13 protein-coding genes are annotated in these 15,581 nt (G+C 45.4%); 10 read left to right on the top strand and 3 right to left on the bottom strand.

Annotation, left to right across the window (positions count from 1 at the left end; translation table 11 throughout):
* The first annotated feature begins 119 nt into the window (after nucleotides 1-119).
* Complete coding sequence (locus EKG38_RS14865) at nucleotides 120-1,550, top strand: sigma-54-dependent transcriptional regulator (protein WP_185826865.1); 1,431 nt, start codon at nucleotides 120-122, stop codon at nucleotides 1,548-1,550.
* A 1-nt stretch (nucleotide 1,551) separates the two neighbouring features.
* Nucleotides 1,552-3,669: a sensor histidine kinase gene (locus EKG38_RS14860; protein ID WP_126521012.1), complete on the top strand. Its 2,118-nt coding sequence runs from the start codon at nucleotides 1,552-1,554 to the stop codon at nucleotides 3,667-3,669.
* Nucleotides 3,670-3,928: 259 nt separating this feature from the next.
* On the opposite strand, the gene EKG38_RS14855 is transcribed toward EKG38_RS14860, so the two are convergent.
* Together EKG38_RS14855 and EKG38_RS14850 are read right to left on the bottom strand one after the other, a co-directional pair.
* On the bottom strand, nucleotides 3,929-4,399 hold the full coding sequence (locus EKG38_RS14855) for a GNAT family N-acetyltransferase (protein ID WP_126521011.1): 471 nt from the start codon (nucleotides 4,397-4,399) through the stop codon (nucleotides 3,929-3,931).
* 125 nt (nucleotides 4,400-4,524) lie between these two features.
* Nucleotides 4,525-5,190, bottom strand: a complete 666-nt coding sequence (locus EKG38_RS14850; RefSeq protein ID WP_126521010.1) for a 7-cyano-7-deazaguanine/7-aminomethyl-7-deazaguanine transporter — start codon at nucleotides 5,188-5,190, stop codon at nucleotides 4,525-4,527.
* Nucleotides 5,191-5,485: 295 nt separating this feature from the next.
* On the opposite strand from EKG38_RS14850, the gene EKG38_RS14845 reads away from it, so the two are divergent.
* Nucleotides 5,486-6,271, top strand: a complete 786-nt coding sequence (locus EKG38_RS14845) for a substrate-binding periplasmic protein (protein ID WP_126521103.1) — start codon at nucleotides 5,486-5,488, stop codon at nucleotides 6,269-6,271.
* Nucleotides 6,272-6,444: 173 nt separating this feature from the next.
* Here the strand turns inward: EKG38_RS14845 and EKG38_RS14840 are convergent, their stop codons facing one another.
* The gene (locus tag EKG38_RS14840) at nucleotides 6,445-7,803 is read right to left on the bottom strand and encodes an isochorismate synthase (RefSeq protein ID WP_126521009.1); all 1,359 of its coding nucleotides are present in this window, start codon (nucleotides 7,801-7,803) and stop codon (nucleotides 6,445-6,447) included.
* A gap of 417 nt (nucleotides 7,804-8,220) precedes the next feature.
* Between EKG38_RS14840 and EKG38_RS14835 the strand changes: the two genes are divergently transcribed.
* The 7 genes from EKG38_RS14835 to EKG38_RS14805 all read left to right on the top strand — a co-directional run bounded on the left by EKG38_RS14835 (nucleotide 8,221) and on the right by EKG38_RS14805 (nucleotide 15,484).
* Nucleotides 8,221-10,329, top strand: a complete 2,109-nt coding sequence (locus EKG38_RS14835) for a TonB-dependent receptor plug domain-containing protein (RefSeq protein WP_126521008.1) — start codon at nucleotides 8,221-8,223, stop codon at nucleotides 10,327-10,329.
* A 91-nt stretch (nucleotides 10,330-10,420) separates the two neighbouring features.
* Nucleotides 10,421-11,770, top strand: a complete 1,350-nt coding sequence (locus EKG38_RS14830; RefSeq protein WP_126521102.1) for an ATP-binding cassette domain-containing protein — start codon at nucleotides 10,421-10,423, stop codon at nucleotides 11,768-11,770.
* Entirely contained in the window at nucleotides 11,760-12,452 is a 693-nt protein-coding gene (locus EKG38_RS14825) for an energy-coupling factor transporter transmembrane component T (protein ID WP_126521007.1), read from the top strand. The genes EKG38_RS14830 and EKG38_RS14825 overlap by 11 nt, the downstream gene beginning before the upstream one ends.
* Nucleotides 12,453-12,519: 67 nt before the next feature.
* Nucleotides 12,520-13,065, top strand: a complete 546-nt coding sequence (locus EKG38_RS14820; RefSeq protein ID WP_126521006.1) for a core component of ECF transporter — start codon at nucleotides 12,520-12,522, stop codon at nucleotides 13,063-13,065.
* 15 nt (nucleotides 13,066-13,080) lie between these two features.
* Nucleotides 13,081-13,821: a DNA-binding protein gene (locus tag EKG38_RS14815; RefSeq protein ID WP_126521101.1), complete on the top strand. Its 741-nt coding sequence runs from the start codon at nucleotides 13,081-13,083 to the stop codon at nucleotides 13,819-13,821.
* A gap of 5 nt (nucleotides 13,822-13,826) precedes the next feature.
* The gene (locus tag EKG38_RS14810) at nucleotides 13,827-14,045 is read left to right on the top strand and encodes a hypothetical protein (protein WP_126521100.1); all 219 of its coding nucleotides are present in this window, start codon (nucleotides 13,827-13,829) and stop codon (nucleotides 14,043-14,045) included.
* Nucleotides 14,046-14,305: 260 nt separating this feature from the next.
* Nucleotides 14,306-15,484 (top strand): cyclic di-GMP phosphodiesterase, encoded by a 1,179-nt coding sequence (locus tag EKG38_RS14805; protein WP_126521005.1) that lies wholly within the window; start codon nucleotides 14,306-14,308, stop codon nucleotides 15,482-15,484.
* Nucleotides 15,485-15,581: the final 97 nt, after the last annotated feature.

Genomic DNA, 15,581 nt, shown 5'->3' with positions numbered 1-15,581 from the left:
TTGGTGTCACAAATGCTGAGGGACTGTGATCCCGATCGCACGCCTGAATGGTGCCTTACAGACATTTTGTCCCACAGCCCTTATTCTTTGTCTCACAGTGACCTATTTACTAGACTATGATGCTAGAATCACCATTAAATGAGTCAAAATGTCCTAAAGAAGACAATATGAGCCAAAATAAAAAAGATTTGAAACCCCTTCCTTCCGCTGTATCTGTGCTTATTGTAGATGATGAGCCCGGTATGCGTAGCTTTCTGAAAAAGGCGCTCTCTAAAAAATTCGCCCTGGTCGAGACAGCCTCCAGCGTCGAGGACGCTGAACAGTTAAGAAGTCGATGCCATTTTGACCTGTTGGTCGTGGATATTCGTCTACCTGGTCGTTCAGGAATTGAATGGCATGAAGCATTAAATGATCAGGAGAGACGCTCGGACATCATCTTTATGACGGGTTATGCGGATATGGATGTTGCTATCAAGGCACTAAGAGCCGGAGCATCAGACTTTATCATGAAGCCATTTCATCTTGAGCAGATGATGAAAGCGGTCGATCGCTGTATCGAACGTCGTTTGCTCAAGCGTGAAAACCTGATGCTGCGCCGTGAAGTCTCTATTGGGCAGTCCTCTACCATTATCGGTAGTAGTGATGCCATGAAAGAGGTGAAGCATGTCATCGAGCGTGTCGCGCCAACAAATGCCGTGATCTTAATTGAAGGCGAGTCGGGTACAGGTAAAGAGTTAGTCGCGAGACAATTGCATCTGCTGAGTGGACGCCAAGGGCCTTTTGTCCCTGTCAATTGTGGTGCCATTGCACCGGAACTGCTTGAGAGTGAGCTCTTTGGTCATGCGGCTGGCGCCTTTACTGGTGCGAAGGGTAATCGTGAAGGCCTGTTTAGCTTTGCCTCCGGTGGCACCATCTTTCTCGATGAGATCGGTGAGATGCCGCTTAAGATGCAGACGGCTCTACTTAGGGTCCTGGAGCAGAGAACTATCCGTCCCGTCGGTAGTGAGAAAGAGACAAATATCGATGTCCGGGTATTAGCGGCAACAAACCGTAAGCTCGCGGAAGAGGTGGAAGAGGGGAATTTCAGACGAGATCTTTATTACCGTTTGAATGTATTAGATATCGTGATCCCCCCCCTCAGAGACAGACCGGAGGATGTCGTTGAATTAACCCATCATTTCACCAGGCAGTTGGCGTCTGAACTCGGTGTTAAAGAGGTGGTTTGGAGCCATGAAGATATGCTGAAATTACAACAGCATGAGTGGCCGGGAAATATTCGCGAATTGAGAAACATGATTGAGCGCTGCATCTTACTGGGTAAGCCTCCTGCGGAGTATTGGAAGCAGCAACCCAAATCTGACATACCTAACGAGTCTGGTTATCCGTTAGATTGGGGATTAAAGGAGGTTGAAAAACATCACGTTACTCAAGTCGTCGACCTTCATAATGGTAATAAGTCCGCTGCGGCGAGGGATTTAGGGGTTTCTCGAAAAACCTTAGATAGGAAGTATAAAGAGTGGTTCGATACCGATAAACAAGAGGAGAGTTAAGGTGTCCTTTTTTCCTCGTATTTTTGGTATCAATTGGCAGCAGATGCAAGCTAAGGTTCGCTATCGAATTTTAATCCTTACCTTGCTTCCGATTCTACTTACCTTAGTTAGCTTAGTGTTTATTACCATCTATTGGAATATTAGCTATACGGGTAAGCAGTTGTTTATGAAGGTCAAGGCTGACCTGACTGTTGCAAATAATACGCTTATCTCCGTTCAGAAAAGCCAGGAAAAACAACTGGAACTCGTGATGGAATCATGGGAATTCCAGAATGATTTTCGCCTGTTTGATGGCAATAAAAATAGCTATCGAAAGCAGATCGATCTTTTGCTGGATTCCAAAAAACAGCTGTTAAATTTAGATTTCTTGCGTCTGGTTAGTGTGTCAGAGGCCGCAGCCGATCCTGACCTTCGCGTTATGCTTCAGAAAGTAAAAGGTGACTCTGCATATTCAGGCTTAATGGTGCTGGAACCTAAGCGCCTGGCACTAATCGATCCTGAGATGGTGAAGACGGCAAGTATTCCACTGGTTGAAACGCCCAGATCACAAAAACCGACTAAGACAGTCGAAGACCGCGGCTTACTCAGTCGAAGTCTGTTGCCCGTTCCCGATGCCGAAGGCAATGTTGCCTGGTACTTAGATGGTGGGATCTTGTTTAATCGGGATATTCGTATCGTCGATCACATCAGAGATCTGGTTTACGACAAGGGGACACTGCCGGAACGATCTATCGGCACAGTGACTATCTTTCTCGACAACACGCGTATCAGTACCAATGTTCCCTTACACTTTTTCCCACAAGGGGGGGAGGTCCAAGGACGAGCACTGGGTAGCTTAGTATCTGAAGAGGTGAAGCAAAAAGTATTTTCTCAGGGGATGCTCTGGGTCGACAGAGCTTTCGTGTTTAATGATTGGTTTATCTCTGCTTATGCACCACTCGAGGATGTTCAGGGTAAGCGAATAGGGATGATCTATACCGGCTTCTCAGAATCACCATTCATTCACAACTATCTACTGAATATCATAGAGTTAGGCACTATCTTGATGTTAGTTTTACTGGTGTCTGGATTACTCGTCTATCGCGGTGCTTATAGCTTACTTCAGCCAATTGAGCGTATTCATCACGTGGTTAAAGCGGTGCAATCAGGGCGAAACCTGCGCATCGGATCTTTGGGGCTTGAGCGAGATAATGAATTATCAAACTTAGCTGAGCAATTTGACCGTATGCTGGATCTGTTGCAGCGCCGAAATTCGCAGATCCAGGCTGCTGCCGAGCAGTTAGAGGTGAAAGTTGAAGAGCGGACACGAAGCCTGCAGGAGAAAACAGAGGAACTGCAAAACAACGTGGCACTGCTTAATGAGACCAGACAACAACTGGTTACCAACGAAAAGCTTACCGCACTGGGTGAGCTGACCGCAGGTATTGCCCATGAGATCAATAATCCGACCGCGGTGATCTTAGGCAATATGGAGTTGATGAAATACGAGCTAGGCGATAGGGCGGAGGATGTCGAGGAGGAGATCGATCTCGTGATCCAACAGGTGGGGCGGATCAGTACCATTATCCGTAGCCTGCTGCAGTATAGTCGCCCTGGTGAGTTCAATGCTCCACTTGAGATGCATCAACTCACTCCGATTATCGAAGAGATGTTGGTACTGGTACGCCACTCGATTCAAGAGCAAAAGGTGATATTGAATCAGGAGTTGAACGCCAGTTATCCGATAGAGGTGAACCGTCCTCAGTTGTTGCAAGTGTTGATTAATCTCGTGGTTAATGCGGCCCATGCAATGGATGAAGAGGGAAGGATCTGGATCCGAACTTATGACTGGGTGCAAAGAGGTGAACCTATCGGGGTCAAAATTGAAATTGAAGATGAAGGTAAAGGGATCCCACAAGAGCAGCTGAGTCGTATCTTCGATCCATTCTATACCACCAGAGCCGACGGTACGGGTCTGGGGCTATCTTTGAGTTACGGAATTATTAAGCGTATCGGTGGAACGATAGAGGTCAGCTCTACGGTGGGCAAGGGAACGCTATTTACCATAGGTTTATATCATAAAGCTAAGGAGGAGCAGGTAGATACACCTTATGAGGGACTGCACTTTAACGGTCATTGATCCCTTTAATAAATCTTCCTTTGTGATGAAAACAGTTATTAAAATTAGGTAAAAAAATGCCGGGAAATAATCCCGGCTAAAAGTGTGTGTGAGCAATGTCGTGCTTTGCAAACCCATGCTATTTGTCTCTTAAAACCTGAGAGCGAATTAAACAGAGATGAAGTGTTTAAGTCTAAATAGAGTGAGTTCCTTGGAACGCATGCAAATAATAATCATTATCATTAAGGCTTGCAAGTGATTTATTGCATTTAATTTAAATTTACACTGTCTCTATGAGTGATTTTTGTAAATTTATCTTATTATTTTCAATTCTATCAGTTGCTTGAGTAATTTTGGTTATTTGATATCGACTGGCAGTTAGCATGGCTAACATAGATGAAAACCGGTTAAGGGTTTTAACTTCTATCTGTTGATATCCACTTTCCCTGGCCCAAGATTCTTGAGCCTGTAGCAGATGTTGGGCTAAACCTAAGTTTCTATACTCTGGAATCACACCTCCCAGCCAGCTATAGAAAGTAGAGCCATTGAGTTCGTACCCTAGTTTAAAACCTGCAAGTTCACCTTCTACTTTGATAAACATGATAAGTATAGCTTTGTTATTAAGCCGCAAACCATACTCTGATTCAGAGTATGGTTTATCAAATTCAGGGATCTGTCGATGTATATCGAGTAAACAGTTCAGCAGATCTGGGGTAAGCTCAGTCGTTGTTTCTATCTCTACTTTGTACATGGGGAGCCAATCTCTCTGTAAAAAGGCAGCAAATGAACTGCTGCCTATATTATAAGCTGGCGATATTATACCGATGGGTATTAGTATAAGGCAACTGGTCTGGCCAGCGTGTTGAGCTATAGGGTTTAGTTAGGAGCCAATTCTTGTTGCGTTGGTAATTTTACTATTCTTCGTTCCAGCACCTTCAATAACACGCCATATGCCGGTAGAAATAGCCCTAAGCTTACAATCAATTTAAAGCCATAGTCTACGCTGGCTATTTCAGGCCAGTGTGCGGCCATAAAGCTATCGCTGGAGGCGTAAAAAGCCAATGCGAAGAATACTAAGGTATCAACCAGATTACCGATAAGTGTCGATGCTGCAGGTGCTACCCACCAAGATTGAGTATTTCTTAACTTGGCGAAGACCGTGATATCCATCAATTGTCCAATGAGGTAGGCGGCGAAGCTGGCGAAGGCGATACGAAAAACAAAGTTATTGAATTCCGATAACGCTGCTAAGCCTTGAAAGCTGCCCTGATGAAAAATAACGCCCATTAAATATGAGATAAGCAGGGCTGGGATCATCGCCTTCAAAATGATACGTCTGGCCGCGCTCTGTCCGAAGATTCTGACGGTGAGATCGGTAGCGAGGTAGACGAATGGAAAGCTGAACGCTCCCCAGGTAGTATGAAGTTCAAATATCTGAAAAGGCAATTGAACCAGATAGTTACTGGCGCATATGATCAGTATGTGAAAGCCGACAAGCACCAGCAGTGCACGGCGAATTTGCGCATTTGTTAACGTTAACATCTTGTAGCCTTTTTAATTGATTATCCGTTTTCACGGTCACGGGGTGAGGGAACCCGTTAATAAAAGTGGTATTTGGCATTAAATACTAAGACACGAGCATTATTAGTAAGCGGGTCGTGGGTTAGGTATGCCTATTCTGGCCCCTGTAGGGGCGGCACATTATAAAGAGGTTTTCAGTTGGAGCAAGGATAATGGAGGACTTTTTGCTCAAAAACTGACAAATAGATCTAAACTTTGATTGAGTAGGCTTAACTTACTGAGGCTACAAGGAGCGCTGTTGGCTTTTAAACAGATAATGGTCACCTCAATGAAAATATTGACGCTTATGATGTCACTGATATGTTTACTCCTTCTGCCGAGTCATCTCTTGGCAAACCCAGTGCAGCTTGTAGAAGGCCCCAGCGTGGTGACTATATCCACCGATAGCTGGCTAGGTTATACCAACAGAGATGGAAGTGGTTACTATTTTGATATTCTGAAACGGGTATTTCCAAAGCCAGAGTGGCAGCTAAAAATCGAAATGGTACCTTTTTCCCGTGTCAGATATTTGATCGATCATGATCGGGTTAATATGGCTTTAGGCTTTTATAGTGGAGATACGACTAGGGCTCTTTATAGCAAGTATCCCGTTGAGGTCGATAGTGTCGATGCCGCAATTACCCCTGAGCTGGCGGTTATATGGCAAGGTGTTGAGAGTTTGAGACTGAAGAAAGTTCAGGCACTCTTAGCATACCGCTATGATGAATTTATCTCGGTGCCGATGTATTACGAGGAGAGCAGTAACCTGCTCGAAATGCTGAACCGGGTAAATCGAGGTCAGGTGGATGCAGTACTCGATTATAAGCCCACGATGTTATCTATGGCGCCACAATTACAGCAACTCAGACAGTTTGTGATCGTGGAAAATGTGTTCAGGACAGAGATTTACTTCGTATTTTCTGATAACGACAAGGGGGCGAAGCTAAAGCTGCATTTTGACACTGAATTGAAAAAGCTTATCGACAATGGTGAACTCGATGAGCTTTTTCGTCATTATGTGGGTCCCGATGCCCAAAGACTACACCCAATCAGAGAGCAGTAACTCTTCGGTCTTCAACTCCTGTACGGCTGAACTAAAGCCCGGCAATCCTCAGAGCTTAACCCGAGTTTAGCCGTTTAGAGTTCAGTAGTTTTTAACCCTGAACTCAAATTTAGTGGCTTAGAGTTCAGTAACTTTTAACCCTGAACTAAAGCTCAGTAGCTCTTAATGCTGAGCTAAAGCTCAGTAAGAATGGAAAGTATCGTTGTCAGCTTATTCTCTAATTCAACCCATTCAGCTTCCGGCTCTGAGCCTGAAACAATACCAGCCCCGGCGAACAAGTTGATCCGTCCGGGCTCTATGAGGGCACTGCGGATAGCGACGGCAAACTCACTTTCATATTTATTGAAATATCCACAGGCTCCGGCATACCAGCCTCTGGCGTAGCCTTCACGTTGTCGGATAAAGCTCATTGCGGGTTCTTTTGGTAAACCGCCCACTGCAGGCGTCGGGTGGAGCGCCTGTAATAACTGAAAATCATCGATACCAGCCTTCAACTCAGCCCGAATTGAGCGATGTAGGTGTTGAATATGGCTGAGTTTAAATACCCGAGGCGTCTCTTCCGCACCAACATAGTTACTTAATGGAGTTAAGGCATCAACGATATGCTCTTTTACGAGCTGATTTTCATGGCTATTTTTACTGTCCTCTAATAGCTGTTGAGCAAGAACTCTGTCTTCCTCCTGGTTTAACCCACGTGTCGTCGTCCCTGCCAATGCTTCGGTAAATAGTTCTCGTTGTCTACGTCGATAGAGGCGCTCAGGCGTGCAGGAGATAAAAGCACGTTCGGGGCTAAACTGGAATCCAAATTGAAAACTATTTTGATTACGTCCCTGCCAACAAGCGAGTAGCGTCCAGGGGTCGACCTCTTCGTCTACCTCCAGTTGAGTCAGACGCGATAGCACGACTTTTGGGGTATCCTGTATAAACTTCTCGTGAGTGACTTTCTTTACCAATTCGGTCCAATGATAATGGTCTGGCCTGTCACTTCTACTTAATAAGTTGATTTTATTAGGTGGGGGCAGTGGTCTTGGAGAAACAAGTTTTGCCAAGTCTTCTATCGCTTTGGTTCGCTCAGTTTCAGTCTCATTAGACTCGCAATTAAGGTTGATCAGTAATTTATACTCTTCACCACTGCGTCTTAACTCTATTCTGGGAAGAACAAAATGGGCTCTGCCAAATTCGGGCCAGCACTCAGTGGTTCTGTCGAAAGCAACGCCGCCATAATAGCGAATATCCTGATTGTTTGAGAGGGCGCGTTGTTTCTGATACGCCTGAGATAGCTGGTTGTCATCTACTGCCTCTTCATAGGCGAAATCTTTGCAGCTTCCGACGGCTGCAACTTCCTCTTCGGTATCTCTGCCTTTCCAGTAAATTCTGGGGTAAATCGGCTGTGCGGCAAGCCAGGCAATCGCAGGCATGGGCGAAATGGGAACAGAAACTTGAATGATAGGATCACTGTGTGACTGAAATTTCAGTTGTTTTAGTTTGTCAGTAAGGGTTGAGATAGCCTGTGACAGCAGGAAAGCAGCCAATTAAAACTCCAAACAAATATCAGTGAAAATAGAACAGTGGAAACTACCGCAGAGATCCTTTGATTCTGACGCTATCTAGTTCCTATATATAATTGGTAATAAGAATCTTTACCACAAAGTAATGCTCAAGCTAAAAACTGTCAAGTCGTGGCCATTCAAGCTGTGAACTTGACCATGAATACAGCAATACAAGTTTGTATTTCACCTACCTTATCATCAAGTTGATGTCGATTACTCTGAGTAATTCTGTCCCACCACCTACTTTAAGTGGACAATTTGTCTCTCGCCAGTAGTTCGATGTGTAGACATTGTCTGAATTTGTCGATCTGCGTTTGTTTTTGACTTTTTATTTCTTGAGGACAGACAAGCTGATGCTGACAATAACGGCGAATAAGCTCAGGTCAGGATACGTTAAGCATGAAAGTACAAAAACATATAATAAAAATGTCGGCAATCGCGCTTGCCATCGGTAGTAGTGGAGCCGCATTTGCGGATGACATAGATAGGGACCCTATCCTCAATATTAATGAGGTTATTGTGGTACATGGTGAGAGACCGACAGCGACAGAAGTGGCTACGACCCACTGGAGCATCGATGAGGATGAGATAAAAGCGCTGGGGGCTCAAAGCTTAGATCAAGTACTTAAAAATGTGCCTGGCGTCTACGTGCGAACCGGCGGACAGGGGACACCAAGGGTAGATATTCGTGGGTTTAAGACACGACACGTTACCTTGCTTATCAATGGTGTTCCGGCAAATGGTGCCGAGGATGGCCAGTTTGATCCAAGTGTGATCCCAACCAGTCAGATCGCTTCAGTCGAAGTTTCTGTGGGTCCGACATCCGTTCTCTATGGCCCCGGCGGAGCCGGTGGTGTGATTAATATCATCACCAAGCAGGGAGAGGATGCGTCTACTTTGTCGGGACGATTAGAAGCGTCCGGGGAAGACACCTTTAATGGTGACATCAGTGCTGCGGGTTCAGGTGATAACTGGCAAGGCTTGGTCAGTGTCAGTCATCAACAAACGGATGGTTTCCCACTGTCAGGTGATTATCCACATAACGATGTTCAGCTTGATGATATCAGGGCTAACTCTGATAAAGAGATCGATAATATTTATGCTCAGGGGAGCTATTGGTTATCAGACGATACCCAAATAACGGCTAACATGAGTTTGCGTTCGGGTCAGTGGGGCAAGCCTTCACGAGATGGTAGCGGTAGTGGAACCGTCAAGTTTGAGCGGGCCGATGACTATGATGCAAAAACCTTTCAGTTAGGCATGGCACATAAATTCAGTGAGATGTTCACACTTAGAGGCTTCGGTTATCACAATCAGAGTGATGTGCTGGAGACTCAATATACCGATGCCAGCTACACCAAGGTGAAGCAGAGTCAGGACGGACGCTCTAAGGTACAGGGTGGGAATCTGCAATTTATCACCAATTTCGGTGATGCGGGTCTGCTGACGAGCTCTCTGATCGCTGAAAGTCAGAGTTGGGAATCAACGACGACTAAGCCGTCGACAGGTGACAGGTCGGGTCAGAAACAGAGTCGAGCACTCGATGGCTATAGCGGCGGCGGAAATGGCGGTGGAAATGGCGGTGGAAACGGCGGTGGAAACGACGGTGGAAACGGTGGTGGAAACGGTGGTGGAAGCGGTGGTGGAAGCGGCGGGGGAAGCAGTAACTTCGATGACTCCGCATGGCTTTATACCTTAGCCGCCGAATATCAATATCAGGATGATGGCTATTATGGTTTCACCATAGGCGGTGCTTTTCATGATCAAGACCGTGTCAAAGAGTCTGAAAATGATTATTCAGGGCAGCTTTCCGGATTCTGGCAAGCATTTGAACAGACACGCTTCAATGCGGGAATCGCAAGAAAAGTTCGCTTCCCTTCGATGAAGAATCTGTACTCACAATCTTCAGGAAATGCCGATTTAGTTGCAGAAACATCGAAACATTTTGAACTCGGTGTTGAACAAGAGCTGGGAGCATCGACGGCGCTATCCGTTGCGGGCTACTACACAGATGCCGAGAACTATATTGCCAAGGATATGTCAGGTGTCTATCAAAACATGGGGCGCTATCAGTTCAAAGGGGTCGATCTGTCTCTGAATAACCAATCCATTGACGATCTGTCATTAACCTTTGTCTATAGCTTTTTGGACACCGAAGACAAAGATGCTTTCGATGGCATGGGAACTTTAGAGTATCGCCCAAGGCATCAGCTTCGTTTTCAGGCTGATTATGAGCTTCCTTTTGCGATGCGAATCAACATGAATATTGAACGGATCATGGGACAGGTTTACTACGAACAGGAGAAGGTTAACGGTAATAAAGTTTGGACCGAGCAGTCATTAAAAGACTACACCTTGTTGGATTTGAACTTAGTTCAACCGGTATTGGATGACAAGCTCGAGCTTTATATCAGGGCGACAAACTTGTTAGATGAAAACTATTACCAAAGCGATGCCATTCCTCAGGCTGGGCGACAAGTCTTTGTCGGTATTAGCTGGCAGATATAGGCCAGTAACCCTCACGTTCAATTGAGGAGTTTATTGAACGGTGTTGGAACAGGTTAACCCTCATTATCAAATGGATATGGTTTGTGCAGATATGAATTTACTGGAATTAAATAGAGTTAGTTTCCGTTATCACAGTGACTCGTCTCTTGTGTTGAATGAGGCGAGTCTCTCTATTCGCAAGGGGGAATGTCACTGCATTAGCGGGCCTACCGGTTCAGGAAAATCGAGTCTTCTTAACCTTATTGTGGGTTGCCTTTCCAGACCATTCGAAGGTGAGCTTCATATCGCCGATGGTGTTGTGCTTGGCTTGGTGATGCAGGATCCCAATGTGCAGTTTATCCGGCAGAGTGTCGGTGCAGAAGTTGCCTTTGCGTTAGAAAATCTGGCTGTCCCCTATGATCTTATGGTCGGTAAGGTTCAAGCAGCATTAAGAAGAGTGGGGTTATACGTCAGTTTAGATATGCCCATTGAGCAGCTATCACTCGGACAGAAGTATCGTTTGATGATCGCGGCTCAATTGGTATATGAACCCGATATTTTGCTGCTGGATGAGCCTTGGGCTCAACTCGATGATATGGGTGTCGATGAACTCATGTCAGTCTTGAGGCTACTCAAGTCCGATAACGTTGCCATCGTTTTGGTTGAGCACAATCCTGCGGCTTTCAGTGATCTTGTGGATCATTTTTGGCAATTAAAAGATGGCAGGGTGACGTCAGGGTGTTTCCAGTTAGCTCCTATTTCATTCACCAGACCCGGCTATGTTCCTGTTGGGAAAAGTGTACTGGCTTTCGAGCCTTTTGAATTTTGTTTTGAAGATCAAAGCCCATTATTTGTGTGCCATGACCATCTTGAGTTGTTTGAAGGCGAGATCGTCGCGTTGGTCGGCGACAATGGTGCAGGTAAAAGTAGTCTATTGAAGAGTATCGCTGGGATACAGTCTAATGTCAGAGCGTTACCCCTGGCAGTATTGGGTAAGCAACCTAGGCTTGGTATCTTTGGCGGTGAACTGGGCTTATTACTTCAGCGTCCAAATCGTCAGCTTTTTGAAAACACGGTGCTGGAAGAGATGCAGTTTAGCCTTAAACGCTTCGGTTTACCGCTGGAGAATGCCGACAGACTGTTGCGTGAAATGGGATTAGAGGACCTTAAGTTTCATTCTCCTCATACCTTATCTTACGGGCAGCAACACCTGGTCGCTCTGGCATCTCTTGCCTCGTTAAAACCGAAAGTGTTGCTGCTTGATGATCCGCTTGCAGGCTTGGATCAGGCATTTTACTGCAGAGTTTGGCAGGTGCTGGTCAGCTTGAGTCAGCAAGGTACGGCCATCTTGTTTAGCAGCCATAGACAGATGAATCATATGCCTGTGACGAGATCATGGCAGCTCTCGGATGGGATTCTGCAAAGTGAACAAGGGTTTATGGATTGCATGAATGCGGGTTAAGGGCAGGCATAAGGCAACTAAATATCGTGGAGCCGCAGGCTTTGACTATCATCGACTCGAAAGCACTGCGACTCAGAAAAGCAGTTATGTTACCGCCGCCTCTTTAATACTTGTCTTGATATTGTCGAGCGCCGCTTTTTTAATTCCTGATAGATACCTTCCAGGCTTGATCCTGTGTGAAATGCTCCTGGTCATCCATGGGGTATATCGCCGTGGTAACCCAGGTGTTATTGCACGAGTATTCATAGTGCAGCTCATTATCACCATGAGCCTATATTATCTTATTCATGGTCAGAGTCAGCTGGCTCAGGGGGCTGTAGCGGTATTAAGGATCTTATTGGCTTTTATCCCAGGGTGGTGGTTATCCATTACTTGTGCCCCGGAACGTATAGGTGAAGTGCTAACCTGGGTACTACCTGTTAAGTGGGCATTCGTTATTGCGGCATCGATCAGTTTGCTGCCATACATGACAGTCGAACTGCGTGAGATCTATCACATTCAGTGTCTGCGTGGCGCGCGGATAAGCCCTAAAGCCTTAAGAGATCCGAGAAATTGGTCTGAATTAATAAATTGTGTGATTTTCCCGCTACTTATTCAGCTGCTTAAGCTTTCAAGGCAGATCGCTGTCGCGGCTCAATTACGATATTTTGGTAAGAGTAAACAACCCACTCATTGGAGGTGATTTTACATTTCAGGTATCTCGTTTTATTCAACTCAGCTGTTAAACAAAACTATATGAAGAAGGTGTTATGAGTAAGAGTTTTAACTTCAGTTTACAGGATGCACTCTTTATCGGCTTTTGTGCCACTTTATTGGTGGCGTTAAAAAGTATGTTGCGTCTCAAGTTGGGCATTTCGGGGCATTCGATGTTTTTGATGACATTTTTTTATCTCATTTGTTATGGCGTGGTGGGGCGTGTTGGCAGCGTCTCGGCATGTGGATTGCAGTCCGGGCTGGTCGCCATGATTTTAAGTGTAGGTAAAGGTGGCCCATTGATCTTAATAAAATTCGCGCTGCCAGCAATCGCAATGGATTTGAGCCTGATCCTTGTTGCCGGCTTATTCACTCTTAGGTGGCGTTGTGTACTTGTGGGGCTGATAGGCTGTTTCGCATGGGCCACAAAGGGCTGGGTAGAGGATCTGTTGGTGGGAATGACGATGCAGGTGGCCTTGGTTCAGTTTGCGTTGAGCATGCTAAAAGGTGGGATGTTTACCCTGCTTGCGGCCTTGATGGTCCCCCCGGTGTTAGAGCGGTTGAAGTCACATGATTTACTCTATAAAGAGAGCGCAAAATAGATGAATAATAAACAGTTGAAATCCTGGTTGATCTGCATCGATGATACGGATGATATTGGAACTAAAGGTACGGGAGAGATAGCGCAAGAGATTGCCGAGATACTGTCCGGTGATGAACATGAACGCAGCTCATTTATTACTCGCCATCAACTCTATGTGCACCCGGATATCCCATACACCTCCCATAATAGCGCGATGTGTTTTTATATAGAGACGTATAAGTCTCTCGCGATGATCGAGCAGTTGGCTATCGTACACCTGTTAGAAGAGAGTGCACCAGCATCCGATCCAGGTTTGGCTATCTTGGCATGTGATTCAGAGTTCGACAGAGAGGCACTTATTCATTTTGGTTTAGAGGCAAAAGGGCAAGTTAAGACTAAGAAAGATGCTTATGATCTGGCTCTGAGGTTAGGTGTCAGTTTGAGTGAGCATGGCGGTACCGGACAGGGGGTGATTGGGGCGCTAGCCGGTATCGGATTAAGACTTTATGGTCAGGATGGTCGAGTGAAGGGGCAGATTGACCTGGGCCAAGAGCTTTATGAAGAGGGGGTTGAGCTCACCGTGGAAGAGGTATTAACGCGCAGCGGGCTGGATATCGTCGTTGATTTAAGTGGTCAGCAATTAAAGAGTACCGAAGTTATTCATTTAACTAAGAAGGTCAAAGCTGTGTATTGCCAGCATCAATTTGCGCTTTTGGTATATCGTCATGAGGGTCGCTGGTGTAACGCATTAAAGCGACAGTTAAAGGAGTATTAATTGTGATGATGCAGTTGAAACCTTGGTATCAGTTAGACGGAAAAGTCTTTCGCTTCAAGTTTGGCACTGAAAATAGTGAAGCATCCAGACAAGCGGCTCAGACCTGTAAGCAATTTAGCCCCGACGATGAGGATGAGCAGATCGATGACACGCTTGTCTCTTGTTACAACTGCATGAATCGACGTTGGCTCATAGATGGCGTCGAATGTATCCAATTTAAGTAAATATTTGTTACAGATATAAGGTTTTTACTATCTGATAAATAAGCATTAACTTAAGTTTACATGTGCTCTTGGTCAATATTTAGATAGATTGAGATTGAGATGCATATCTTTGCTGTGGTTATTTAGTTTTTCAAGGCTTAGAATACCTCCCCACAAGATCCTTGTTTTACAGCAAAAAATTGTGGTAAAGATAAGGCGTACTGACATATTTCAATAAATATGTTCATTTGCTGTTAGTCATCCTGGGGGGGCTTGGATTCATGGCGGATTCGGTGGAATCTAAAGCACTTGTTAAATTTCCAGTGTCTAAATTGACCGTTGGCATGTTTGTTACGGCAATTGATCGACAAGGCTTGGTAAAAATTTCCAACGCCGGGCAGATCCGTCATCGTGATGCGATTGCTAAATTGGTTAAGAATGGCATTAAAAATGTGTGGGTCGATGCTGAGCGATCTGCGGAACATTGTGGATTAAAACGTGCACCATCACCTAAACCCGTTGGTAAGAAGCCCCAACCATCCCGGGAAAAATCACAAAAACAAGCCAAAAAACTGATTGTCGAAGCTAAAGATCTCGTTAAAAAAGTCCTATCTGAAACCTTCGAGGGAAAGGCGATAGAGGTTGCACCTTTTGGGGCTCTTGCAGACAATATGATTGAGTCTGCCTTGCTCGATGCGGATGCCTTGAAATGTGTATCGGCATTGAGAACGAAAGATGCCTATCTTCTTGAGCACTCTATCAATGTTGCTTTTCTGCTGGTTACCTTCGGAAAATACCTCAAGTTAGAAAAAGATACGTTGAGGCAGATGGCGATTGGCGGCATGTTACATGATATCGGCAAAATTAAAGTCGACAACAAGGTGCTGCATAAGCCGGGAAGGCTTACACCCGAAGAGTTTGAGCATATCAAGCTGCATCAGGTTTTTGCCATCGATATCATGAAAGAGGCCAAAGGCCTTTCGATTATCAGTAAAGATGTTTGTCTGATGCATCATGAGAAGCTCGATGGTAATGGTTATCCTAGAGGCTTGAAAGGGGATGAGTTGCCGCTTCATGGGCGCATGAGTTGTATTGTTGATATTTTTGATGCACTTACCGCCACCCGTTGTTATAAAGAGGCCATGAGCCCGGCTGCGGCCTTTAAAGTACTCCTGAGTTTGACACCACTTCATCTGGATCGAGCTTTGGTTTATGAGTTTATTCGTTGTGTGGGAGTCTACCCGGTAGGCTCATTAGTTGAGTTATCTGATGGCCGGATTGGTATCGTTTGGCAAGCGAGTAACCGAGACGCCCTGCATCCGATACTCAAATGTTTCTACTCAATAAAGCACAAGCGTTACACCGAAGTCGCTATGGTCGATCTGCTTAAAATTGATCTGCATATTGAGCGTGGTGTTTCACCGAGTAGCCTGGATGTCGACCCATCTCCCTTCTATTGATCTATTAAGCTGTCTTCCCTCTCCAGTAGAGACTGTCAAAGCGGAAAATCTCAGCTCATCGAATGAGCCAATCATGGTCAGGCTTGGTATAATAGCG

It is taken from the genome of Shewanella canadensis, from assembly GCF_003966225.1.
GTDB lineage: Bacteria > Pseudomonadota > Gammaproteobacteria > Enterobacterales > Shewanellaceae > Shewanella > Shewanella canadensis.
The sequence above is the reverse complement of the archived record's forward strand: the minus strand, read 5'-3'. Positions and strand labels throughout refer to the sequence as shown.

Coding starts and splice junctions, on each gene's coding strand:
- EKG38_RS14865 (WP_185826865.1), top strand. CDS start 120: ATGCTAGAATCACCATTAAATGAGTCAAAATGTCCTAAAGAAGACAAT.
- EKG38_RS14855 (WP_126521011.1), bottom strand. CDS start 4,399: ATGTACAAAGTAGAGATAGAAACAACGACTGAGCTTACCCCAGATCTG.
- EKG38_RS14850 (WP_126521010.1), bottom strand. CDS start 5,190: ATGTTAACGTTAACAAATGCGCAAATTCGCCGTGCACTGCTGGTGCTT.
- EKG38_RS14845 (WP_126521103.1), top strand. CDS start 5,486: ATGGTCACCTCAATGAAAATATTGACGCTTATGATGTCACTGATATGT.
- EKG38_RS14835 (WP_126521008.1), top strand. CDS start 8,221: ATGAAAGTACAAAAACATATAATAAAAATGTCGGCAATCGCGCTTGCC.
- EKG38_RS14830 (WP_126521102.1), top strand. CDS start 10,421: ATGAATTTACTGGAATTAAATAGAGTTAGTTTCCGTTATCACAGTGAC.
- EKG38_RS14825 (WP_126521007.1), top strand. CDS start 11,760: ATGCGGGTTAAGGGCAGGCATAAGGCAACTAAATATCGTGGAGCCGCA.
- EKG38_RS14820 (WP_126521006.1), top strand. CDS start 12,520: ATGAGTAAGAGTTTTAACTTCAGTTTACAGGATGCACTCTTTATCGGC.
- EKG38_RS14810 (WP_126521100.1), top strand. CDS start 13,827: ATGATGCAGTTGAAACCTTGGTATCAGTTAGACGGAAAAGTCTTTCGC.
- EKG38_RS14805 (WP_126521005.1), top strand. CDS start 14,306: ATGGCGGATTCGGTGGAATCTAAAGCACTTGTTAAATTTCCAGTGTCT.